Here is a 23121-nt window from a genome sequence, read left to right as displayed (position 1 = left end):
CAGCAGCGCGCGCTTCGCACCATTGGTGCACTTCTGCCGAAGCGTTTGGCTACGGATACCGCTCACCAATCCGTCGGTGCATAGTCTTTTAAAAACTGACCCCACACATGCTTGCCGGTGTTGGCGCCGTGGATGATCGGATCGACGATGCGAGCGGCGCCGTCGACGATGTCCAGCGGTGGGTGGAAGCGTTCCTGCTGGACCTTGAGCGCCGCAATGTCCGCCGGGTCTTCGTCGGTGACCCAGCCGGTGTCGACGCTGTTCATGTGGATGCCGTCGTTTTGATAATCTGCTGCCGAGGTGCGCGTCATCATGTTCAACGCGGCCTTGGCCATGTTGGTGTGCGGGTGGCGGGTTGTCTTGAAGTTGCGGTAAAACTGCCCTTCCATCGCCGAGACGTTGACGATGTGTTTGTCGCGCTCGGGCGTGCGCAGCATCAGCGGCTTGAGGCGCGCGTTAATGATGAACGGCGCGATGGCGTTGACCAGTTGGGTCTCCAGCAGTTCCACCGAAGGCACTTCATCCAGCAGCAGGCGCCATGAATTGCGGCCGCGCAGATCGACTTGTTGCAGGTCCTGATCCAGCCGACCTTCCGGGAACAGATGCTGCTGACCCACCAGTTCGTCGTCGAGCAGTGCCACCTGCGATAGCTCGGCAGCGCGGGTCAGGCCGTCGGCGCCGCCGAAGCCGCGACCATGTGCGGCCAGCAACGCAGTCGCCGAGGCATCACGCAGCAGTTCGGGAGTGCGCAGGCCTTCATAGTGGCCCACCAAGTTGCGCACCGTCTCCGGCAATTCATGCAGCGCGGCGCTCTCGCCGGCCATCATGTGCGCGTAGAACTGCGGCGGGCGGCGCACGGTCTGGCAAGCGTTATTGATGATGAAGTCCAGGCGCTCGCGCGTGGCCAGCAGCTGCTTGCAGAACGCTTCCACGCTCGGCGTGTGGCGAAGGTCCAGGCCGAACACCTGCAGACGATGGCCCCAATCGGCGAAATCCGGCTCCTGCGCGTAACGCGCAGCCGAATCACGTGGGAAACGGGTGGTGACGATCAATTCGGCGCCGGCACGCAGCAACTTCAGACCGGCCTGATAACCGATCTTGACCCGGCCTCCGGTCAGCAGCGCCGTACGTCCACGCAGGTCTGCGGTTTCAGTGCGCTTGAAGTAGTTCAGCTGCGCGCAGGCAGGGCACAGTTGGTCGTAGAAGTGATGCAGTTGGGTGAACTTCTGCTTGCACACATAGCAGTGGCGCAGCTCCGGTGAATGCGTCGGCTCAGGTGCGGCAGCAGGGTCCTCGCCGTTACGCGCGTCGTGCAGGCCAGCGGCATGCGGCGGGAAGAAGTTCGGCGTGCTGAATACCGGTTTGCGTCGCAGTGTGCGAATGCCGGTCTGTTCAAGCAACGCTTCGGCCTTACGTACTTTTTCCTGATGCCGCTCGCGCTCGCGCTGCTTAAGCAGCTGCCGCCGCGCCTTCGGCTCGGGGTGATAAACCTTGGCGACCACCTGGTGCAGGCGCACGCGGTCGGCCTCGGGCAGCGCGTCGAGCAGGCTGTGGTCGGCGTTGATCGCCTCCAGCAGGTCCAGCGCGGTGCGCAGGCGGTCAGTCAGGGGCAGGTCGTCGGCGGTCGGGGGCGGGACATTGGTGTTCAAGATAAATCCGAAAAAGGCGACAGAAAGCGAGGCGAACGCAGCGTGCGGCGGATGGCAGGCCGCGATGTAAAGCCAAGCCAACGACCTCAATGCTCTGGACCCTGCTGCCGCATGCCGGAGCACCGCACTGCGGTCATTTTGGCCGATCCTTGGTGGATGACGCCAATGGCATGTCAAGGCACGTCGCAGCCATGACGACTCCGATGCAGCCGGTGCGTCTGCTCGGGACGTGTGGGCGCGCCAGGTCCAACTCTCTGCGCGCGGAGCGAAGGCTTCTGAGCGAGTTTTCCATGCCTCTGAACCTGCTACCAGCGGGATGCGCCTGGATTGCGCGCAGCCTGGATGCGAGCACCCCAAGGATTGTTGCAGCAGATAAATCTCACCGCTGTGCAGCAACAGCGGGTCAAGACCCTGGTAGAGGCGACGACTGCAGAGCGGCAGCGCGAGCAGGAACAGGTGGCCAAGACGGACGCCGACAACGCATACCGCAACCGCATGGGTCCGATTCGTGAGCAGTCAGATCGCCGAACTCAATGCTGATGCCTGCAAGAAAGCGCAGGCATGCTACATGGAGGCGGTCCGGCCCATCGGTAATTGCCGAGTAGCGTGCAGTTACGGCCAACTGCAAGGCGGCAAGCATGTTGTCTTGCAGGGTGACTTCTACTTCGCCGATCCGTCCTCAGCGCGGCAGCAACGAAAATGCCAACGGATTGACCCGGAAGCACTTGCCACGCTACACCGACTTGCGACCCGCATTGACGATGGATCGAGCAACGACTCTACAACCGCCCGCACGAGAGACTCGGGTTCGAAACGCACCTCGACGTCTTCTCCGAGGAGCTCATCAACAGCGTTACGAATCAGAGTTGAATCCGCTCCGAAGACCGGCTCAGTTCTCCGGCATCGGCTTCATCTGATATGCCGCCGGCGGCGTGGCTCCAAGCAGGTATTGCACGAAGTAATCCCAGCGGCGGCGTGTGACGTAGGGGGTGAGGTCGTCGTAGCCGTGCTTGGCATTGGGCAGCATCAGCATGTCGAAGTTCTTGTTGGCCTTGATCAATGCATCGGCCACCAGCAAGGTCAGATACGGCGGCACGTTGTCGTCCAGGGTGCCGTGCACCAGCATCAGCTTGCCTTTGAGTTTGCCGGCATGCGTGGCATTGGCCTGGTCATCGTAGTTGGAGGTACCGTCTTTGTTGACGATATGTGCGCCATGATACTTCTCGGCCCAATCGTCTTCGTAGCCACGGTTGTCGTGATTGCCGCTCTCCGACCAGGCGACCTTGAAGAAGTCCGGGTAACGCAGCATGGCGGCGGTGGAGGCATTGCCGCCGCCGGAATGGCCCCAGATGCCGACCCGGCTCAGGTCGATCCATGGGTAACGCTGACCAAGGTCCTTCAACCCGGCGACCTGGTCGGGCAGGGTGTTGTCGCCCATGTCGCCGTACCAGGTGTCGTGGAAGCTTTTGCTACGCCACGGCGTGCCCATGCCGTCGATGGCGATCACGATGAAGCCGAGTTCGGCCAGCGATTGATTATCGCCGTGGCCGGCGAAGAAACTGCGTCCGCGCACCGAGCCGGTCTGCGGGCCGGGGTAGACGTAATCGATGACCGGGTATTGCTGCGTCGGGTCGAATTGCTTTGGCTTGAACATCAACCCGTACAGCGTGGTCTTGCCATCGCGTGCCTTGACCGTGATCGGCTCCGGCGGCACCCAGCCGGCGGCCTTGAGGCGGGTGATATCGGCAGTGGCAATGGTGCTGACGCTGTGTCCGTCGGCGGCATCGCGCAGCAGCGTGATCGGCGGGCTGACCGTGGTGGAGTGGGTATCGACAAAGCGTGCGCCGTCGGGCGACAGCGCGATGGTGTGATTTGCCAGTTCGGGCGTGAGCAAGACCGGCGCACCGCCGTCCAGGCTCACTTTCCACAGCTGCTGGTAGTACGGGTCCACGCCCGGGCTGCGGCCGACGCCGACGAACCATGCAGTGCGTGTCACCGGGTCTACGCGCAACAACTCGGTGACGTTGCCCCTGCCGGTGGTGATCGCGCGCTTGGGTTTGCCGGTCGCTAAATCGTAAAGATACAACTGGCCCCAGTCGCTGCGGTCGGAAAACCACACCGCCTCGTTGCTACCGGGTAGATACGCCCAGTTGGCGGCGACCTGGCCGCTTTCGTAATAAGTTCTTGCGGTTTCGTCGAAGGCGGTGCGTACCTCGCCGGTAGCGACATCGGCGATGCGCAACCAGACCTGTTTGTGGAAGCGCGAAGTAGACACGAACGCCAGCGTTCTGCCGTCCGGGGCCCACTTCACATCGTCCCACAGGCCCGACGAGCAACTCACGTTGTCGCACAACGTGGAGCGGTGCTGGTCGGGCGGCAATTTCAGGCGCAGCACGCTGCGCGTGGGCACGTCGATGATGACGCGCTCGATCATGGTCACGTCCTTGTCGCCGGCCAGCGGGTATTTCCAGGACTGCAGTTCCGGATGCCCGAGCTTGGTGCTGACCAGATACATGTCGCCAGTCTTGCGTTGGTCCTGCTGGAAGGTGGCGATTTTGCGCGAATCCGGCGACCACGCCACGATGGCGTTGTCGCTGTGCTGCCAGCCAGCGTTGTCGGTGGCGTAGCCGAAGTTCTCCACGCCATCGCGAGTGAGCTGGGTTTCCTGGCCGCTGGCCAGGTCGCGCACCCACAGGTTCCAGTTACGGATAAAGGCTTCGCTGCGCTTGTCCGGCGACAGCACGCCCGGTTCTGGCTTGTCCTTCGCATAGAGCTTGCTGCAGTGCGCACGCGCATCGCAGACCACCGCGGTGCGGCGGAGAGTGAGGCGGTAGCGGCCATCGGCGGTGAGTGCGATGGCGGGAACGAACGTGTCGGCCTTGAGCGGTTTGTCGCCGGTCTTCAGCAACGTGTTGAGCGAGGCCACAAGTGCGGACTGCTTGAACAGCGGCGCGGTGTTGCCGGTGGTGATGTCCAACTGCAGCAGGCGGTCGCCCTTGGCATCGTGATCGACGTAAATCACGTGCATGGCGTCCAGCCAGTCGATACGCGTAGCGTCATGATCGACCAGCGGTTGCGCGGCGTAGCTGGTCAGGCGTTCGGCACGCGCGTAGTCGGCTTCGGTGACGCGGGGGGCTTGCGCGCTGGCGATGGCCGGCAGGGTGGCCAGGACGATGGCGGCGAACAGGTGCCGCATCGGCGACAGGGTGGGCATGTAGAACTCTCCGTGGCGAAAGGCGCGCACAACTGCGGTCTGCGCGACCGCCCTGATGCTATCCGGTGAGTTGGGGGCGTGCCTCTGTCAGAAGTCGTGTTGTTTGCAGTCTTCTACGCCGTGCTTGCAGACGCGTCGGCCCGTACGTGCGGCCTGTGGCCGAGAACGTGGCAGCGCAATCGCGCGGGGGCGCCAGGCCGAAGTAGGGCGTGTGTCATCGGTGCGTGTTCATGGCAGGCGTGTCGAACGTCCACGGACGAGCACGCGCACGTGTGCCGTTACTCACTTTCCCATGCAGCGTTTCCAACGCTCGTTCACCCGCTGCGCAAACCAGGCAGTGGTGAGCGTGCGGGTGATCTTGGGGCTTTCCAGCGTGATGCCGGGCAGCACCGCGCGCGGTAGCGGTTTGCCGGCGTTGCGCTCGGCCAGCGCGAACACTTGGCGATACAGATCTGTCTGTTCGAATTCGTTCGTATTGCCGGCCTCCAGCGCACGGCGTATTTGGCGCTCGCCCATCGCCAGCTGGCCGCCCAATGTGCGTGCGGCGCGTTCGGTGCCGCCGGGTGCATCCAGCCTGGCGCCCGGCGTGAGCAGGTCGCCGTCCAGGGGAAGCGCGATGCCGCTGGCCTTGCTCAGCGCGGCTTGGAAGGCGGCGTTGCGGCTGGCGTACCAACCAGCATTGAAATCGGCAAAGCGATACAGCAGTGCGTCGTAGTTGGCCGGGTAGCCAAGCAGATGTTTTGTGCCGAACCACAGCCCGCCACGACGGCTGAATACCGCATGGCGAATCGAGTCGCCGGGCGGATACGGATAACCCTCGGCGTGCTTCTCGGCAAACGCGATGCTCACCTGCATCGGCCCTGCGGTGTGCACGGGATTGAGCCCGTCTAACAAACGCGCGCCCAGCGGCACGCTGCCGGTGACGTCTTCGAAAATGCGGCTCAGCTCCTGCTCGGTGCGTGCGGCGGCGATTCGCGTGGCATAGCTGCGGCCATCCGGCGAGTCGATACGCAAGGCGGCATCGACCATGAAACCGGGAATGTGGTGTGCGTTGGCGCGGCGGTCGATCTCTGCGCGCGAAATCTTGCCCAGGTTGGGTACCACGGGGTTGGCTTGGTAGGTCGACTCCTGCTCGGCCACCGCGAGCACCGCGCAGATGTGCTCTGGGCTGGCATCGAGCAATTGCGAGGATAGCGCCAGGTACACATCGTTGGCCCAGCCAGCGCGGTCGGTGAGCGTGGCCGGCAGGCGCCGCGCGATGTCGGCCTTGACCGCGTCCGGAGAGCGCTGCGGCGGACGCGGTGCCTGGGTGGCGCAAGCTGACAGCAGGGCGACGGTGAACAGCGTGAGCAGGCGGGGCAGGGATGAGGTCACAGCGTCTCCAACGATCCAGGGGCGGCAGCGGCCGTGCGGCAGGTTACGTGGCTTGCCTGGAGTGCCTTGCGTGGACTGGCGCGCCGGGCAGCATTAACAGCGAGCCCAGCAATGAAGCGGTAAGGCGGATGCTCAAGTAACGTCCATGTCGAAAGCGGGGCAGTATCGCAGCTCCGTCTGCTGCGGCTAAGTTCGGTCTATCAAGCGATCACCGCCGCACAGGCAGCGTCGCAAGCACGCCATCCAGCGCCAGTTGCGTGGCGAAACCTGCTTTGCCGAGACGCTTGCTCACCTCGTTGGGCACATCGCGTCCGCTGGTGAGTTTGTTGGGCGCGCCGGTGTAGTGGAACAGTCGCCCGCCACGGCGCAGCACCCGCGCCAGTTGATTGTAGAAGACCTGCGAATACAGTTCGCCAGCAATGCCGAAGCGCGGTGGATCATGCAGGATGGCATCGACCGAATCGTCGGCAAGTGTGGCGATGTGCTGCGAGATATCGGCATGGTTCAGCTGCAGGCGCCCGCCAGCAGCGGCGTCCTCCGGATCTGGCGACCATGGGTTGAGCGTGCGCAGCCACAGCACATCTGCGTTTTTTTCGAATGCGTATACTTGCGCGACGCCTGCCTCCAAGCAGCAGGCCGCGAAGTAGCCCAGGCCGCTGCAGGTATCCAGCACGCTCTTGCCAAGCGGATCCACCAGCGCCACTTTGCGGCGCGCATCTTCGAACGGCGACAGTTGCGCCGACGGCAGCATCTTGATGCCATCGATCTCGAAGGTCGGCGCGCCCCACTTGGTGGGCACCAGCTTGATCAGCGCACCGCCGAAGCGCGAGATCGGCGCGAAATCATCACCGTCCCAGAAGTACAGCGTGCGGTCTTTGAGCTTGCCCGGATACGGGTAACCCATGCCACGCCATTGCCAGGTCTGCGCGTCGAGTTGCGCGGTGCCGGTGCTGCGGCCCAGGTCCAGCGAACCGGTCCATTGGGCAAGGCCACTGCCGCGCGCGGCAAGCAGCGTTTGGGCATCGGAGAGTATGAGCAGGGGACCGGAGTAGTGAGGCACGGCTGGCAGGTCTGTGTGCGGGCGCGCGGAGGGCGCAACGTCGATGCAAGGATGGGACCAGCATCGTAACCGACCCATTGCGCCTGGGCATCTGGTGGTCATCGGGTGTGGCGTTCGGGCCGTCAGCGCGCTCGGCAGCCAAATCTGGATCAACGCCGCGGCGTTCCGCTGACACGCACCGCACCGGACCGCATACTTGGCGCTGTCCGTATCGAGGCCTCGTCCGATCGGCGTCAACCGTGGAGTGTCGGCAATGCTGAAGGGGGTGTTGTTAGGGTTCGCCTGTTATGCGGCTTATTCGATCAGCGATGCGTTCGTGAAGCTGCTTGAAGGCACGCTGCCGGTCTACGAAGTGCTGTTTCTCGGCGCGTTGTTGATGCTGGTGGCGGTGCCATTTTTGAAGAAGCCGGACGACCAGCTGCGCGAACTGGTGATCGCCAAACAACCCAGTCTGTGGCTGTTGCGTGCGCTCACCGGCGCCATCGGCAATCTGACCTCGGTGATTGCCTTCACCACCTTGCCGATGGCCGAGGCATTCGCGTTGATCTTTTTGATGCCGATTTTCGTCACCGTGCTGTCGGTGGTGTTTCTCAAGTAAGAAGTGCAATGGCGGCGTTGGTTGGCGGTGATCGTCGGCTTTATCGGCGTGCTGATCGTGTTGCGGCCTGGCTTTCGCCATCTCACCCAGGGCCATGTGGCGGCGATCGTGTGCGGCCTGGTCGGTGCGATCTCGGTCATCACCCTGCGCATGGCCGGCCACAGCGAAAAGCGCTTGACGCTATATGGCGCCGGCGTGGTCGGCCCGCTGGTGATGGGGGGGCATGATGTTGCCGACCTTTGTCTGGCCCACGCTGTACCAGTGGGGCTTGTTGGCATGCTACGGTTTGCTCGCTGGCCTGGCCGCGATCTGCCTGATGTATGCCACGCGCAGAGCGCCTGTCAGCGTGGTCGCACCGACGCAATACAGCCAGATGTTGTGGGCGATCGCGTTCGGCTATCTGCTGTTTCACGACGATCTGGATTGGCCGATGGCAGTAGGTATCGCGCTGATCTTGGGCGCAGGCTTGTTCACGCTGGTGCGCGAAGAGCAAGTGTCGCGTTGGTGGCGGCGGACCAAGATCGTTTGAGTTGCGGCACGATGCACCGCGGGAAAAACCTATTTGCTGTATTGCAGCGGCTGCTCGGGTGCCAACGCGCATAGGCCGGGCAGCCGGGCCTGCTGGTATAGCGCCTCGTAGGCATCGGTGATCATGACGTCTGCGCGCTTTTCCAGCAGCTCCCGGAACTATCGTCGTGTTGTCGGCGAACAGGCGCAGAGTCGCGTGCGGCAATTGGCGCTTTGCGAACGCTTCGTTGGTGTCGCCGGGTGGCTCGATCACACGGATTTCAGGTCGATTTATCTGCGCGTTGTATAGCCAGTCGGTTTTGGTGCGCTTCGGTACATGCTCGTCAACAAAATGTCATGGCAAACGCACGCAGGCTCACGGTGCGATAGCGCTGCGCGACCTAGCGTTAGCGCACCAGTTGAACGCACCGGAGTCTTTCATGCATCTCAATCCACGCACCGCTCGCCCGATGACAATGTCTAGTGCAGGTGTGTCGGCACATGGCACGCCCGATCCTGACACCAACGAAGAAGAGATTCCGTTGGAAGAGCAGGAGCCGCAGCAAGGTGGCCTCAGCGAGGAAGTTGGTGATCTTGAACAGGACGATGATCAGGCATTGCCCGGTCGTGTTGGTGGTGGGCTTGCTGGCGGTTGAGTGGATGCCGGTGGCATTTGTCGTGTTGCGTCGGTGGCTTGCCGGCACTCGCTTTGCGTCTCGGCATTTCCCTCCAGGACTAACGTCCCGTTATTTGCGCGAAGGTATGCTGTGGCCTGGTGGTCAATGGTCGGAGTGCGACTGCTCGCTGCTGTGATCGATCAACTACGGTCACGCATCAGCCACCTGGCGATCAAGCAAGGCGTGCCTGGTGCACGCGCAGCAGTTTTCTCCCATATCTTGCCGGATCGGCGGCGCATCGATAACGCTGTGCGGATCGCGGTCGCAGATTGTGTGTTCCGTGCTTGGACGAGGTGCAAGCCAGCGTACGCGTCCTTGCCAACGACCACGACGACCACGAGCCGGCGACCGCTGTTCAGTTGCCGGGCAGTGGCTCGCGAATGGCCAATCGATCTTGACGGGACCCAGCGCCCTGACACCGCACCTCGCGTCGAAGCGGATGCCAATCGCACCGGCACGGACGCATCACGGTGGGGCGAGCGGCCCACCATGCGCAGGCGCATCCGCCGGCCTACCCGGCGCGGCAGCGCAAACCCCTGGTACAGGCTGCCGCGATCTCGTATTTTTGACGGCTTATTTACTTGCCGGTGCCGTGCCCATGTCTGACCCGTTCGCGCCCGATCATCTGCAACGCAGTCTCTCCAATCGCCACCTGCAGTTGATCGCCATCGGTGGTGCGATCGGCACCGGCCTGTTCATGGGCTCGGGCAAGACGATCAGTCTGGCCGGGCCGTCGATCCTGTTCGTCTATCTGATCATCGGCGCGATGCTGTTCTTCGTGATGCGCGCCATGGGCGAGCTGCTGCTGTCCAACCTGGAGTACAAATCGTTCATCGACTTTTCCACCGATCTGCTCGGGCCGTGGGCCGGGTTCTTCTGCGGGTGGACGTACTGGTTCTGCTGGATCATCACCGCCATCGCCGATGTCATCGCCATTGCGGCCTATGCGCAGTTCTGGTTTCCGGGATTGGCGCCGTGGATTCCCGCGATCCTGTGCGTGCTGTTGCTGCTGAGCTTGAACCTAGTGACGGTAAAGCTGTTCGGCGAGATGGAATTCTGGTTTGCGCTGATCAAGATCATCGCCATCGCGGCATTGATCATCACCGGCGCCGGCCTGGTGGTGTGGGGCTTCCGCTCGCCGTCGGGCAACGAGGCCTCGCTGTCGAATCTGTGGAACGACGGCGGCATGTTCCCGATGGGCATCGGCGGGTTCTTCGCCGGTTTCCAGATCGCGGTGTTCGCCTTCGTCGGGATCGAGCTGGTCGGCACCACCGCTGCGGAAACCGCAGACCCGCGCCGCAATCTGCCCAAGGCGATCAATTCGATCCCGGTGCGCATCTTGATCTTCTACGTGCTGGCGCTGATCGCGATCATGGTGGTGACGCCGTGGCGGCAGGTGGTGGCCGACAAGAGCCCGTTCGTGGATTTGTTCGTGCTGGCCGGCGTGCCGGCGGCGGCGAGCTTGATCAATTTCGTGGTGCTGACCTCGGCCACCTCGTCGGCCAACAGCGGCATCTTTTCCACCAGCCGCATGCTCTACGGTCTGGCCGAAGAGCAACATGCGCCCAAGGGTTTCGCCAAGCTCTCGCGTGCGGCGGTGCCGGCGCGCGGGCTGCTGTTCTCCTGCGTGTGCCTGTTGCTGGGCGCGATGCTGATGTACCTGATCCCCAATCTGGTCACCGCCTTTACGCTGGTCACCACCTTGTCGGCAGTGCTCTTCATGTTCGTGTGGTCGCTGATCCTGTGCGCCTACATCGCGTATCGGCGCAAGCGTCCTGAGCAGCACGTAGCCTCGGCGTTCAAGATGCCCGGTGGCGTGCTGATGTGCTACGTGTGCCTGGCGTTCTTTGCCTTCGTCATCGTGCTGCTGACCTTGCAGCCGGATACGCGCCAGGCCTTGCTGGCCAGCCCGGTGTGGTTTTTGATTCTGGCGATCGGCTACCGGGTCAAGTCGTAGCCCGACCCGATGCGCGGATTTCTTGCGTGCCAAACGAGCATTCGATGCGGTATGGCGCACCCCATGTCGGCGTCGCTGCAGCGATCCGGTGCGAGCGCGGGAGGTAGCTGCGCTCTTTGCGCAATCGCTACTGCTCAGGCGCAGGTGGGTGCCATTGAATCAGTTCGTGGATGGATCGACTCCAACGTCCTTGGCACCCTGCCTGGTTGCGCTTGTCGCCGGTGCGGCCTTTTGTGATCGATCGGGTTGATTTTGCAGCGCGACAGGGTCTTTTTCTATCCATTCCACTTCCACCTCCACACCGTACTTTTTGAAGATGGAGGCGACCATCTCAAGGTGTTCAAGTGTGCGGTCCTCATACTCACTAAAACGGCCGGAATCGTTATTGATGCACAGCTTGCCGTCTTTGTTGTAATACAGTGTGCCGCAGATGCGGGATTCGGGTATCTGGCGATTGCTTTGCCAAGGCTCTTGCCATGTTTGACCACCGACCAGGGTGACATGGCCTTGTGCGAATGGCTGTTTCTTTTTGCGTGCTGGTTTGGTTGTCATCGGCTCATCCAATGGTACGCCCGGATGCACCTCGCCGATGACCAGACTGTAATTGTTGGTGATGTTCCATTTGTATTCTACGCGTTTCTTGCGTAGATCGCCCAGCCGCAGGCGCTGCGCGAGCGGCACTTGCGACGTTGCAGGGTCTGTCTCTATCTCTGTCTGTGAATGGAAGGTCGGCGTGCGCATGATGCGCTCGATCTCCTCCTGGCTCATATTGAATTTCGCAGCCAGAGCAGCATTATCGCTGGAATGCGCGTCTCTCAGCGCCTGGGCCGTGGAGACGAACAGGCGGGTCGAATTGATCTTCACCCGTGCCTTGCCGTTGCCGAGACCCTCTATTTCCTGCTTCTGGATCGGGGTTCTGTGCACGATACCGTCTTCAGTCTCGAGCAGCTTTCCGCGTGCCGGCTGGGAGCTGCCAAATAGCGTATCAAAGCGTGTTGTGTCTATTGAGAACTCCGGTGCTGTCGCCCGGGCTGACTTGGTGCGGCGCAGGCGTGGCAAACTGTCCAGTGAGAACTCCGGTGCTATCGCCGATGCTGACTTGGTGCGGCGCAGGCGTGGCAAGCTGTCCAGCATCCCGTCGGGACGCGTTGCGCCACGTTGGTGGACCAAGGGATTGTGCGACGGATCGACGCCATCGGTTGCTGCGTGTGTCGTCGGGGGAACCGCTGCTGCGTGTGTTGCCGGAGAAGCGATAGCCGGGGTTTTCATGTGAATGCTCCAGGGGTGCGAGAGTGCACTGTCGAGCAGATCTCTGCAGCTGCGCTGGCACAATGCCGAACTGATGCGGCAGTCGGCGAAAGTGGCGCAGTAAGAAAAGGCGATCGGTACTGGGGATCGGTGGGTTTACGCGCAACACCGGCTGCAGCGCCAATCGCTGTCTCACCTGCTCCGGCGTTGACGGCGGATTGGACGCGGAGGATGCTCGCTATCTATTCGTCATCAAATCCTTACGCATGATCACGATCCACCCGATTGCCGGAACGCATCACACGCAAGATTGCTGGGTCGACTTGTGCCAGCCGAGCACGCAGGAGTTGGCCGAAGCGGCCGAGCGGGTCGGGTTTGCGCTGCAGGATCGCGCGGCCATCGGCGAGATCGAATTCAGCAGCCGGGTGCGCCGCCAGGGCGAGGTGCTGTTTCTCAACGTGCCGCGTTTTCAGGACGACGACGGCCCCACTGCGCCGCTGGGCTTTGCGCTGTCGCCGACCATGCTGGTGACCCAGCGCGAGCAGCGCATCTGCTCGCTGGAGGCATTGACCGCGCGCCTGGAGCACGAGCCCTGCCACAGCTCGGAAGACCTACTGCTGTGCATGTTCGATCAACTGGTGGGGCGTCTGGCAGACCGGCTGGAAGCGCTCGAAGCCGAAGTCACCGAAACTACCCGGCAAGTGTTCGACAACCCGCACAAGACCAAAGATCTGGAGCGCATGCTGCATCAGGTCGGTGGCATGGGCCGCCGCCTGGGCGGGCTGCACAACGCTGGGCAAGGCATGCTGCGCCTGGTCACCTATCTAGATGGCGCCACGCCGGAGTGGTTCGGCACCGATGCGGCCAAACGCATCGGATTGCTGCACAAGGACCTGACCACCTTGAGCGAATTCGAGCAGCACATGGACGACCGCATCGAGTTCCTGCTCGACAGCGTACTGGGCATGATCAACATGGACCAGAACAACGTGATGAAGGTGATGGCGGTGGCATCGGTGGTCGGCATTCCGCCCACGGTGCTGGTCGGCATCTGGGGCATGAACTTTGCCTACATGCCCGAGCTAAAGGGGCACGACGCCTACTTCTGGGCACTGGGCGTGATCGCGCTGAGCGTGGTGATTCCGCTGGCGTGGTTCCGCCGACGCGGTTGGGTATAAGAGTGGCTAACAAAACTACTGCGCAGTCGCCAGGTCCAGGTGGGTGCGGACGGCGCCTGGAATCGGCATGTACCACTTGTACACTGCGGTTCCCCAGCGCCGTGCGCACCTGCTTGGGGACTGCTCGCTACGTTTTATTAGCCAATCTAAAGCGATTTTTCGTAGACGTCAGGCAGATTCTCAACAAGGTTCGACTGGACTGACTAACTCGAATTTCTGATCCGGGAAGATAATGCCGTACACCTGCTCCATGATCTTCGCGATACGATCTGTTCGCTTGCAAGACGGGGTGTGGCCGGTGGCCTGCAGATGCGACTCGCTCTCTTCGATTTCATCTGAACTTACGTAATGCCAGTGATCGGAGTCTTCGCAACTGCAAGTCCACTGCGGGTCTTGCGATTCCATCAGTACAGCAAGCGTAACGACCATACAGACCAAATCAGGCTTGGTATCAGGACTGACCGGGCAGTCTTCTTCTCGTGCCTGACAGGCTCTGGAGATCGGTATGTCGCCTAACCACACAACCGCGCAGCTGGCCACACGTACATCAACTCTTGGCCTGGAAGCTGGCTTCTTCGTAAGGCTGCACCACCACCCAGCCTTCGCCGGCGAAGCGCATTTGCAGGCTTTCGCCTGAGCCGCGTCCGAACAGTGTGCCGATCGATACGTCGGCGACCAGCTCCGGGGTCAGCGTGCCCGACCAGGCCACGGTGGCGTTGGGGTCGGTGAATACCGGGCCGCTGGCGGCGGTGACCGGCAGCGTCAGTGGTTCGTAGTGCGAGGTAATCGCCACGATGCCGTGGCCTCTCAGGCGCACGTTGAACAGGCCGCCCGACAGCATGCCGGCCACTTTGCGCATCATCGTGATTTTGTGCTCGACACCGGATTCGAATGCCAGCACATCGTTGCCGTTGACGAAGATCGCCTCGCCATTCAAGCGCAGCAGCGTGACCAGCTTGCCGAGATCGGCCAGATATACACGGCCTTGTCCTTGGGCTTTCATCAGCTGCATGCCTTCACCGCTGACGGCTTTTTTCAGCAGATTGCCCAGGCCCTGCTCCAACAATCCCTCACGAGTGAACTTGACGTTGCCGGTGCGCGCGACCATGGCGCCGGCCTTGGACCACACCATGCCGCTGAGGCGCACTTCCAGCAGATGCGGGTTTTCCAGTTCGAACGGATCGGGGCCGACGTCCTTTTCCTTGGAATGGGCGAGAAATTCGTTGAGCGTGCGTACGGCCATGGTTCCGTCCTGAGGCTTGAAAGAGTGCGCATGATACGCGGCGGCCTGTGCGCCAGTAGCCCATGCAAGCCGAAGCGTGCTGCCTGAGCTGGCCGAAAGTCGATGCCGCAGTGCACGCCATGCCTCGATGCACCACAGGCCGCTTCAGTTGCAGCAAAATGCGAAAAGACGTTTGAAGTGCGATTCTCCCCCCCCTACCAAATGTGGCGACGAGCCATCGCGATCTACGCGTTTTGGTGGAGTAGCCCGCTGGCACATCGCACGACCGACTGCGCGCATCCCACGCGCTGCGCAGTCAGCGCGTGGGATGCTTGGCGTCAGCGATTTCTACATCTACCGCCAACCGCTTGCGGCGACCTGCATCCCTCAATGAACCGGCGTCACGCTCAAGGCGCGGCCGGTGCCGCCTTGCGTGCCTCCTTGGCCGGCGGTTTGGCTGTGTCAGGCGAGGGATACAGATTCAACAGCATCAAGGTGACGCCATTGGTCCAACCGAAGCCGTCCTGCAGTGCGTATTCGCCGCCGCCGCCGCCAGCCGCATCGGCTTGCAGGCCGTATTTTTCAACCAGCTTGTGCTCGCGTGCGAACAGCGATTGCACCTGAGCCAGAAACCGTTCGCCGATGGTACGGGCCAGTGCGTCTTCGCCATAACGGCGCAGGCCGTCCACTGCCACCCACTGCAGCGGCGCCCAGCCGTTGGGCTCGTCCCATTGTTGGCCGGTCTTCACTGCGGTGGTGGCCAGGCCGCCGGGGCGGAGCAGGCGTGCACGTACGTTGCTGGCGGTACGCTTGGCATGTTCGTCCGACGACAGGCCGGCAAATAGCGGATACAGCGCGGCGGCGGTGACTTGATCGCTCAGCTTGCGCGCCTGCCAATCGTAGTCTGCGTAGTAGCCGGCCGCATTCCATAGATGCGCCTCGATGGCGTGCTTGCGCTGCTGCGCGAGCACGGCGTAGTCCTGTTTGCAGTCGGCGCCGGGTTGCGCGCAAGCCTGGGCCAACGTGCGCTCCAGGTGATACAGCAGGCTGTTCAGATCGATCGGGATGATGGCAGTGGTGCGGATGGTGCGTAGGTTCTGCCCATCGGCCAGCCAGCGGCTGGTGTAGTCCCAGCCACTCTCTGCACCGGCGCGCAGGTCGCGGTAGACCTCGGCGGCCGGGCGGTCGCTGGCCTCGGCGGCGGTACGTGTGTCGTGCAGCCAGGCTTCCGGACGAGGGGTGTCGCGCTCGTCCCAATAACGGTTGAGCAGGCTGCCATCGGCCAGGCGCACCACGTGGCGCGCGGCCTGGCCGGGCTGCAGATTGTCGCTACCCTGCATCCAGTAGGCGTATTCCTTCTGCAGCTGCGGCAGGTAGCGCTGGTAGACCGCTTCGCCTTCCACGCCGGCCTGCAGCTCGACCATGTACGAGAAGAACGGTGGCTGCGAGCGGCTCAGGTAATAGCTGCGGTTGCCGTTGGGAATGTGCCCATAGGTGTCGATCAGATAGGCGAAGTTGTCCAGCATCTGGCGGCTGAGCGTGGTCTCCCCGCTCTTCACCAGGCCGAGCATGGTGAAGTAGGAGTCCCAGTAATACACCTCGCGGAAGCGCCCGCCCGGCACCACGTACGGATGCGGCAATGCCAGCAGGCTGCTATACGGCGGCACATGGGTCTGGCTGCGCACCAGCTTGGGCCATAGATCGTCGATGTGTTCGCGCAGCGCGGTGTCCTGGCGGATCGCATGGGTCTGCACCAGCGGCGACGCTTCGAAATTAGCGTCCACGAAGCGGCGCAGGTCGAAGCCGGGATGATCGTGTTGGGCCAGATAGTCGGCGTTGATCAGTGCCGGGTCGCGCAGCGGCAGGAAATCGACGAAGTGCTTTTGGTCATCGAATAGCTCGCCGCTCTGCACTGCCCGGAACAGTTCCGGATAGGCCAAGTCCGGCGTGGGCGGTGTGGAGGCCGGTGCGTTGACGACCGGTGTGTCCAGCTGCGCGGCAGTCAACGTACACGGCGCAACGAACATGCTCATCGACAGGCCAAGCAGCGACGTGCAGCACGGGGGCGCGGCAGAACTCATGGCATCTCCAGAACGAGCATTAGCGTAGGACATGGTAAACGACCGAAGTGGCGGGCGGGAGCGAGTGAGGCGCCGGAACGCCGACAGGCTTCGCACGCAGGCAATTAGATTCAGCAACGCGATCTGGCGCGATGCAACATCGCTCACCAATCCAGGCCTATCGGCATTGATCGATGCAGCTTGAATGATGGCGCGCCTGCGTCGGGTCGTTGACGTCGTTGCAAGAGTCGCGCCACTGGGCATGTGACGGAATGTCGCCAGCGTATGCGAGCCCGCCGGCCAGGCCTAGAAACTTGCGTGTGCATGGGATCGCGATTTAGCACTCACCTCAACGTGCGCGCACGCTCTAGCGCCCGCGATCGATTCCCAGCAGCCGCTGTAACTGCAGCGCGTTGGGGACTGCCAGCCCCGCAGCGGTGTTGTCGAAGATCACCCAACGTTCGGCCGGTGGCTGAGCGGTATTGTCCGGGGCACCACTCACCGCGTCGGCCAGTGCCTGCAGTGCGCCGTCGTCGTAGCTGCTGTAGTAGATGCGCGGTGCGCCATGCCAGCGCTAGTACAGTGGCCCGGCGGTTGGGCTCGGCGCAGCGGCGCAGCGTGCGATGTGGTGGCGCGACAACACTGCCTGCGCTTGCGGCAGGAACCAGCTGGCGTGGCGTGGTTCGCACACCACACCGCCATTCCAGCGCCGCCGCAGCATTGCGAAGAACGTGGCGGCTACCCTTGCATCGAAGGCCGCGCTGGGCGGCAGTTGCAACAGCAGGCAGCCCAAGCGTGCGCCCAGCGTGCCGGCCTGGGCAAGGAAGGAATCCAGCAATGGCCCGGTCCCTTGCAGCCGCGCATCGTGGCTGATGCTGCGCGGCAACTTCACCGAGAAACGAAAATCCTCCGGCACGCTGTCTGCCCAACGCGCGTAGGTGCTGGCGCGATGGGTACGATAAAACGAGGAGTTGATTTCCACCGCATCCAAGCGCGTGGCGTAGCGCTGCAACACGCTGGCGCCCTCGCCAAAAGTTGCGCGGTCGGCGGCCGGAATCGACCAGCCTGCGCAGCCACAACGCACACGTGCAACAGCGATGGACGAACGAGCTGGCATGGCGGGCGCAGTGAGAACGGGCAGCACTTCTATGCATGCGTGCCCGTCAGTGTTTTGTGTGCAGTGCGATCACGACCGACTCACGTGCGGCTTCGATACTAGGCGCATGCCAGAAGGTCCCTCACTTGTCATCCTGCGCGAACAAGCCGACGCATTTGCCGGCCGCAAGATTCTGCATGTCTCCGGCAACAGTAAGCAGGAAATCGTACGGCTGCATCAACAAAAGGTGCTGGCACTGCGCAGCTGGGGAAAACATTTTTGATCGAATGCGCGCAGTGCAGCGTGCGCATCCATTTTTTGTTGTTCGGCAGTTATCGCATCAACGAAGACAAACCCAATGCGGTGCCGCGCTTGCGCCTGGAATTTTCCAAGGGCCAGCGATTGAATTTTTACGCGTGCTCGGTGCAGTTTATCGATCGCCCACTGGACGAGGTCTACGACTGGACGGCAGACGTGATGAATCCGCTCTGGGATGCAGCGCAGGCACGTCGCAAACTGCGCGCTGCACCCGGCATGCTCGCCGCCGATGCCTTGCTCGATCAGACCATCTTTGCCGGCGTAGGCAACATCATCAAGAACGAGGTGCTGCACCGTGTCCGCGTGCATCCGGAGAGTGAGGTCGGCGCATTGCCGGCGCGCAAGCTCGGTGAACTGGTCACTCAGGCGCGCAATTACAGTTTCGATTTCTACACCTGGAAGAAGGCCTTCGTGCTGAAGAAGAATTATCAGGTGCACACCAAAACCAGTTGCCCGCGCGACGGTGCGCCGCTGCAGTACCGAAAGCATTTGGGCAAGACCGGGCGTCGCGCCTTTTTCTGCGAGGTGTGCCAGCGGCTGTACCGGCCGGAGGAGGCTGAATAACAAAACGTGGCGAGCTGCATCAGCGCAGCGCACGGCGCAGCAACGGGAGTGCCGACCAAGCGCAAAGGGCGCCGAGCATGGGCCGCATGCGTCTGGCGGCAAGCGCCGCCGTTTGGGTCTCCGCTCCTTGCGCTCAATGTGAATGGCGGCTAGCCCTTTCCGTCCATACAACGAATTTCAAACGCGCGCAAGCGCCGCGCCGGCTAGATTTGCACGCCCCGCATCGGGGTTCACGATGCGTCGGTCGCATTCTCATCTTATTGGTCTCGCGCATTGTGACTACCCGCAGGAACGAAGCGCTTGTCCCGCATGTCGCCGCTGTCGCATGCACGGGCGCCATCTTGTTCTTTCTTGCCTGTCTGTTGCTGTACATGCCAGTACCGCGCGACACCCTGCGACACGATGACAGTTTGCAGATGTATTTCGTGCCGCGTCCGCAGTTGACCCAGCCGGCGCCGGCTGTACCACCGCAGGAACGCGAGCGTCAGCCGCGCGCTGCATCTGCGTCCGCATCGGTCGCCCGAAGCGCGCCGCCACCAACGCGTACGCCGTCGCCGCAACGGCAGGTAGCGGCCGCCAATGCGCCGGCAAACCAATCCATGGCCGCCCAGCTGTACACCCGCGAAGGACGTTTGCGCATGCCACGCGATGCGCAGGTGGAGCCGATGGCGCAGAGCGGCAGCGCGGTGCCGCCGGGTATGACCGACGCGCGCGCGCAGGCCAAGGCACGCAATTTGATGGAGCGGGTCAACCCGGTGCAGTACCAGGAAACGCGCTTTGCCAAGGACTGGAAGAGCGATGGCACGTTGGGCGATGTGGCAGTGCAGGAAATGAATCGCGGCATGAAGAAGTTCAACGACATGCTCAACGGGCCGCAGACGCAGGTAGCCAAGGCGCGAGCGCCGCCGGACGTGCGCTTCAATCCTGCATTGGCCGGCAATCAGGCCGACATGGGGAGTGAAGCGACCGGCGATGGCTACAAGGCCGCACCGATCGCGCATGAAACACTGCCCGATCTCACGGGCGAAGCCAGCCGCCGCATCCGCGAGGCGTTGGCGGCGCTGGAACAACGCAGCGCGCATTGCGATGCGTCCACGCGTAAAACCCTATTGTCGCCGGTGCGCTTGCATCTGAGCGATCTGGAGCGCGCCGAGCATGCCTTGAACAACGGTGCCGACCCGGTTATGGCCGCGCAAATGCTGCCGCGTCAGGCCGACAGTGCCTACGATCTCGCCCGTCGCGCGCTGTGGTACGCCGACCGCCAGTTGAAGCAGTGCGCGATTGGACGAGTGGGTCAGTGTGCAGCTGATCATGTCGCTCCCAGCATCGAACGCGCCGCTTGGTAGCAGCGCAGTCGATGGGTCAATCGCACTCAGCGCTTGACCGGCTTGCCATCCACATCGAGCACCTGTACCTCGCCCAGCTTGAGCGCACGCACCGGGGCTTCGATCTTCTTCAGGTCGCCGACGATCACCCAGGTTAGCGCGTTGGGCGCAATGATCTGCTTGATGGCTTTCTGTGCGGCCGGTTGATCGATCGCTTCCAGGCGCGGCTTGAGCGTCTGCACGTCGTCGTCGGGGCGGTCGAACTGCACGATGTCTTCGATCGCACCCAGCACCGCGCCGGTGGTTTCGAAGCTGCCCGGCAGGGCGCGGATTCGCTGGTTCTTGATCTTCTCGATCTCGTCGGTGGTCAGCGGCTTGTCGCCGACGATCGCGGTGGCTTCCTTGAGGATCTCGTTGGCCGATTCGGCGGTCTTGTCGGTCTGCACCGGCGCCGAGAACAAATACGGCCGCTGGCCCTGCGCATCCAGCATGCGGGTGCCGGCGCCGTAGGCCCAACGCTTGTTTTCGCGCAGGTTCATGTTCAAACGCGAGGTGAAGGTACCGCCGAACGCGCCGTTGGCCACGCCGATCGCCAGGTTGTCCGGCGCCTTGGCGGACGGTGCGAGCAGGCCGGCCAGGATCACCGACTGCGGCGCGTCCGGGCGATTGATCAGATACACGCGAGGCTTGGGCTGCGCGGCGACGTTGAACAGGTTCTTCTTCGGCAATGGTGTGGCGGGTGCCTTCCAGTCACCGAAGACGGCATCGAGCTGCGGAATGATCTGCGCCAGCGTGGTGTCGCCGGCCACTAGGATGCGCAGGTTGTCCGGACGTAGCCACTGGCTATGGAAATTCTGCAGATCCTTTGCGTCCAGGCTCTTGATTGCCGCCTCGATCCCACTGCCGGTGAGCGGGATGCCGTAGGGGTGGTTTTGGCCGAACAACAACGGCGGCAGCGCACGCAGCGCCAGGCTGTCGGGCTGGGTCTTTTCCTGCGCGATGCCGGCCAGCCACTGGCCACGGATACGCTCGATGTCCGCTGCCTTGAAGGCAGGGTTGCGCACGATGTCGGAGAACAACTGCAGCGACGGCTGCAGCTGGTCGTTGAGCGCGTCCAGCGAGGCGCTGCAGCTGTCCAGATCACAACCGACCGCCGTGATTGCGCCCAGGCGCTGGCGACGCTGGGCCACTTCCACCGAATCCAGCGAGGCGGTGCTCTCGTTCATCAGCGCGGCGCTGACGCTGGCGGTGCCGAGCTTGTGGCCCTGGTCGGCCGCATAGCCGGCGTCGAACAGCAGCTCCACTTGGGTAACCGGGATGGTGTGGCGCTCGGCCAGGATTACCTCGATGCCGTTCTTCAATTTACCGCGCTGCAACTGCGGGAAGCTCAGATCCGGGAACTGGTTGGTCTCCGGCACGCCCTTGCTGCGGTCCAGCGTGGAGGCGGTGACCTTGAAATCCTTGTATTTGCCTGCGGCCGGCAGCTTGGGCACCGGCTTGCCGGGTTCGGCGGCGCGTGCGACTACTGCCTTGTCTTCGGCAACGGGGTCGAAGTCTTTGCCGGCCGGCAGCACGGTGAGCAGATAGTCGCCCTTGCCGAACCAAGTGGCGGCGGTTTGCTTGACGCTGTCGACGGTGGCGTCCAGGCCGCGCTGCAGATCCTTTTTGTAGGCGCCCGGGTCGCCGCGATAGACCTGGCCCTCGGCCAGGATCACCGCCTTGCCACCGAAGCCGCCAACCTTTTCCAAGCCGCGCACGAAGCCGGCGCGGTAGGCCACCTGCGCGCGCTGCAATTCGTCGGCGGTGGGGCCTTGGGCGATGAACTTCTTGAGTTCTTCGTCGATGATCGCCTCGACCTTGGCCGGGTCCACGCCGTCTTTCACGTCGGCCTGGATCTGCACCTGGCTGGCCAGCGCGAACGGCTGGATCGCCGCCGACACGTCATCGACCAGGTTGTCCTGGTAGACCAGGCGTTGATACAGCCGCGACGTCTTGCCGCCGCCGAGCAGGGTGGTCGCCAGATCCAGCTGGATCGCTGCATCGCTGCCCAATTGCGGCGCGGCCCATGTGCGATAAATGCGCGGCTGCGAGACATGGTCGTGCTGCACCCCACGCTTCTGTGCGGCCAGCGGGGTCACCCACGGCTGCTGGCGCGGCACCGGCTTGCCGGCCGGGATGTCGCAGAAATACTGCTCGGCCTTGGCACGTGCCTGCGCCACGGTGATGTCGCCAGCCAGCACCAGGGTGGTGTTGGCGGCGCCGTAGTTATCGTTGAACCACTGTTTGACGTCGGCCAGCGAGGCCGCGTCCAGGTCTTCCATCGAACCCACAGTTTCGTGCTGATACGGATGATTGGCTGGGAACAGGTTGGACAGGATGTTCTGGTCCACCCGGCCATACGGGCGGTTCTCGCCCTGGCGCTTTTCGTTCTGCACCACGCCGCGCTGGGTATCCAGTTCTTCCTGGCCGATGGCACCAAGCAGGTGGCCCATGCGGTCCGATTCCAGCCACAGCGCAGTATCCAGCGCGGTAGTCGGCACGGTTTCGAAATAGTTGGTGCGGTCTAACCAGGTCGTACCGTTCATGTCGGTGGTGCCGACCTTTTCCAGGGGCGCGAAGAAGCTGCCCTTGTTGTTCTCCGAGCCAGAGAACATCAGATGCTCGAACAAGTGCGCAAAGCCGGTCTTGCCGGCCGGCTCGTCGCCGGAACCGATGTGGTACCAGATGCTGACTGCCACCACCGGCGCCTTGTGGTCTTCGTGCACGACCACGGTCAGGCCGTTGGGTAGGGTGAAGCGGGTGTAGGCGATCTCGGGGACGGCGCTGCCGGCCGCGCTCTTGGACAGGCTGGCCGGGGCGGCGGCGACGGCGGGAGCAACAACGGTACTGGCGGCGACACCAAGCACACCGGCGATCAACAGGGACAGCGGACGCAGCATGTAACACTCCAGAGCATGGCAATCGGGCGAGGGTAGTGGCTGCTTGGCGGCGCCGCAAATGCTGTTCGGCACAGGCGCTGTCCAGGAGCTGTTGCGCTGCTGTAAAGGCGACAGAACCGCGCGCCGCGTCCTAGA

The 23121-nt window shown here is 62.9% G+C and carries 12 protein-coding genes, 1 other RNA gene and 6 pseudogenes; 9 read left to right on the top strand and 10 right to left on the bottom strand.

Annotation, left to right across the window (positions count from 1 at the left end):
• Nucleotides 1-62 precede the first annotated feature (62 nt).
• Complete coding sequence (locus PD885_RS17385; RefSeq protein WP_002804654.1) at nucleotides 63-1649, bottom strand: SDR family NAD(P)-dependent oxidoreductase; 1587 nt, start codon at nucleotides 1647-1649, stop codon at nucleotides 63-65.
• A gap of 360 nt (nucleotides 1650-2009) precedes the next feature.
• Here PD885_RS17385 and PD885_RS17380 point away from each other — a divergent pair.
• Nucleotides 2010-2254: pseudogene (locus PD885_RS17380) on the top strand (SPFH domain-containing protein); the annotation flags it as partial.
• Nucleotides 2255-2295: 41 nt separating this feature from the next.
• Nucleotides 2296-2519: pseudogene (locus PD885_RS21040) on the top strand (IS30 family transposase); the annotation flags it as partial.
• Nucleotides 2520-2538: 19 nt separating this feature from the next.
• On the opposite strand, the gene PD885_RS17375 reads toward PD885_RS21040, so the two are convergent.
• The 3 genes from PD885_RS17375 to PD885_RS17365 form a co-directional block, all read right to left on the bottom strand.
• On the bottom strand, nucleotides 2539-4863 hold the full coding sequence (locus PD885_RS17375; RefSeq protein WP_002804657.1) for a S9 family peptidase: 2325 nt from the start codon (nucleotides 4861-4863) through the stop codon (nucleotides 2539-2541).
• 282 nt (nucleotides 4864-5145) lie between these two features.
• Nucleotides 5146-6237: a DUF1615 domain-containing protein gene (locus PD885_RS17370; protein ID WP_002804659.1), complete on the bottom strand. Its 1092-nt coding sequence runs from the start codon at nucleotides 6235-6237 to the stop codon at nucleotides 5146-5148.
• A gap of 208 nt (nucleotides 6238-6445) precedes the next feature.
• Complete coding sequence (locus PD885_RS17365) at nucleotides 6446-7375, bottom strand: class I SAM-dependent methyltransferase (RefSeq protein WP_231892708.1); 930 nt, start codon at nucleotides 7373-7375, stop codon at nucleotides 6446-6448.
• A 175-nt stretch (nucleotides 7376-7550) separates the two neighbouring features.
• On the opposite strand from PD885_RS17365, the pseudogene PD885_RS17360 reads away from it, so the two are divergent.
• Nucleotides 7551-8424 (top strand): annotated as a pseudogene (locus PD885_RS17360) (DMT family transporter).
• A gap of 32 nt (nucleotides 8425-8456) precedes the next feature.
• On the opposite strand, the pseudogene PD885_RS17355 reads toward PD885_RS17360, so the two are convergent.
• Nucleotides 8457-8700, bottom strand: a pseudogene (locus PD885_RS17355) (transporter substrate-binding domain-containing protein); the annotation flags it as partial.
• A gap of 142 nt (nucleotides 8701-8842) precedes the next feature.
• Between PD885_RS17355 and PD885_RS17350 the strand changes: the two are divergent.
• On the top strand, nucleotides 8843-9058 hold the full coding sequence (locus tag PD885_RS17350) for a hypothetical protein (protein ID WP_040762395.1): 216 nt from the start codon (nucleotides 8843-8845) through the stop codon (nucleotides 9056-9058).
• 619 nt (nucleotides 9059-9677) lie between these two features.
• Nucleotides 9678-11036, top strand: coding sequence for a D-serine/D-alanine/glycine transporter (gene cycA / locus PD885_RS17345; protein WP_002804666.1), 1359 nt, complete (start codon nucleotides 9678-9680; stop codon nucleotides 11034-11036).
• Between the two features lie 159 nt (nucleotides 11037-11195).
• On the opposite strand, the gene xopV is transcribed toward cycA, so the two are convergent.
• Nucleotides 11196-12305, bottom strand: coding sequence for a XopV/AopV family type III secretion system effector (gene xopV, locus PD885_RS22220; RefSeq protein WP_231892709.1), 1110 nt, complete (start codon nucleotides 12303-12305; stop codon nucleotides 11196-11198).
• A gap of 245 nt (nucleotides 12306-12550) precedes the next feature.
• Between xopV and PD885_RS17335 the strand changes: the two genes are divergently transcribed.
• Together PD885_RS17335 and PD885_RS17330 are read left to right on the top strand one after the other, a co-directional pair.
• Nucleotides 12551-13462 (top strand): CorA family divalent cation transporter, encoded by a 912-nt coding sequence (locus PD885_RS17335; protein WP_002804668.1) that lies wholly within the window; start codon nucleotides 12551-12553, stop codon nucleotides 13460-13462.
• 67 nt (nucleotides 13463-13529) lie between these two features.
• Nucleotides 13530-13605: non-coding RNA, sX9 sRNA (locus PD885_RS17330), on the top strand.
• Nucleotides 13606-14009: 404 nt separating this feature from the next.
• On the opposite strand, the gene PD885_RS17320 is transcribed toward PD885_RS17330, so the two are convergent.
• From PD885_RS17320 to PD885_RS17305, 3 genes and pseudogenes are all read right to left on the bottom strand, one after another.
• Entirely contained in the window at nucleotides 14010-14705 is a 696-nt protein-coding gene (locus PD885_RS17320; protein WP_088057016.1) for an AIM24 family protein, read from the bottom strand.
• Between the two features lie 386 nt (nucleotides 14706-15091).
• Nucleotides 15092-16765 (bottom strand): alpha,alpha-trehalase TreA, encoded by a 1674-nt coding sequence (treA, locus tag PD885_RS17315; protein ID WP_002804671.1) that lies wholly within the window; start codon nucleotides 16763-16765, stop codon nucleotides 15092-15094.
• A 346-nt stretch (nucleotides 16766-17111) separates the two neighbouring features.
• Nucleotides 17112-17861, bottom strand: a pseudogene (locus PD885_RS17305) (DUF72 domain-containing protein).
• A gap of 106 nt (nucleotides 17862-17967) precedes the next feature.
• On the opposite strand from PD885_RS17305, the pseudogene PD885_RS17300 reads away from it, so the two are divergent.
• Together PD885_RS17300 and PD885_RS17295 are read left to right on the top strand one after the other, a co-directional pair.
• A pseudogene (locus PD885_RS17300) lies at nucleotides 17968-18722 on the top strand (DNA-formamidopyrimidine glycosylase family protein).
• Nucleotides 18723-18997: 275 nt separating this feature from the next.
• Nucleotides 18998-20068 (top strand): hypothetical protein, encoded by a 1071-nt coding sequence (locus PD885_RS17295; protein WP_052032110.1) that lies wholly within the window; start codon nucleotides 18998-19000, stop codon nucleotides 20066-20068.
• A 26-nt stretch (nucleotides 20069-20094) separates the two neighbouring features.
• On the opposite strand, the gene PD885_RS17290 is transcribed toward PD885_RS17295, so the two are convergent.
• A complete protein-coding gene (locus PD885_RS17290) occupies nucleotides 20095-22986 on the bottom strand; it encodes a M16 family metallopeptidase (RefSeq protein WP_002804673.1) in 2892 nt (963 codons plus the stop codon).
• Between the last annotated feature and the right edge of the window lie 135 nt (nucleotides 22987-23121).

This window comes from Xanthomonas fragariae (genome assembly GCF_900183975.1).
Taxonomy (GTDB): domain Bacteria; phylum Pseudomonadota; class Gammaproteobacteria; order Xanthomonadales; family Xanthomonadaceae; genus Xanthomonas; species Xanthomonas fragariae.
The sequence above is the reverse complement of the archived record's forward strand: the minus strand, read 5'-3'. Positions and strand labels throughout refer to the sequence as shown.

What these genes read in the sequence shown, in the direction of transcription:
- PD885_RS17365 (WP_231892708.1), bottom strand. Translation starts at nt 7,375, where the DNA reads ATGGGTCGGTTACGATGCTGGTCCCATCCTTGCATCGACGTTGCGCCC.
- xopV (WP_231892709.1), bottom strand. Translation starts at nt 12,305, where the DNA reads ATGAAAACCCCGGCTATCGCTTCTCCGGCAACACACGCAGCAGCGGTT.
- PD885_RS17335 (WP_002804668.1), top strand. Translation starts at nt 12,551, where the DNA reads ATGATCACGATCCACCCGATTGCCGGAACGCATCACACGCAAGATTGC.
- cycA (WP_002804666.1), top strand. Translation starts at nt 9,678, where the DNA reads ATGTCTGACCCGTTCGCGCCCGATCATCTGCAACGCAGTCTCTCCAAT.
- PD885_RS17375 (WP_002804657.1), bottom strand. Translation starts at nt 4,863, where the DNA reads ATGCCCACCCTGTCGCCGATGCGGCACCTGTTCGCCGCCATCGTCCTG.
- treA (WP_002804671.1), bottom strand. Translation starts at nt 16,765, where the DNA reads ATGAGTTCTGCCGCGCCCCCGTGCTGCACGTCGCTGCTTGGCCTGTCG.
- PD885_RS17290 (WP_002804673.1), bottom strand. Translation starts at nt 22,986, where the DNA reads ATGCTGCGTCCGCTGTCCCTGTTGATCGCCGGTGTGCTTGGTGTCGCC.
- PD885_RS17320 (WP_088057016.1), bottom strand. Translation starts at nt 14,705, where the DNA reads ATGGCCGTACGCACGCTCAACGAATTTCTCGCCCATTCCAAGGAAAAG.
- PD885_RS17350 (WP_040762395.1), top strand. Translation starts at nt 8,843, where the DNA reads ATGCATCTCAATCCACGCACCGCTCGCCCGATGACAATGTCTAGTGCA.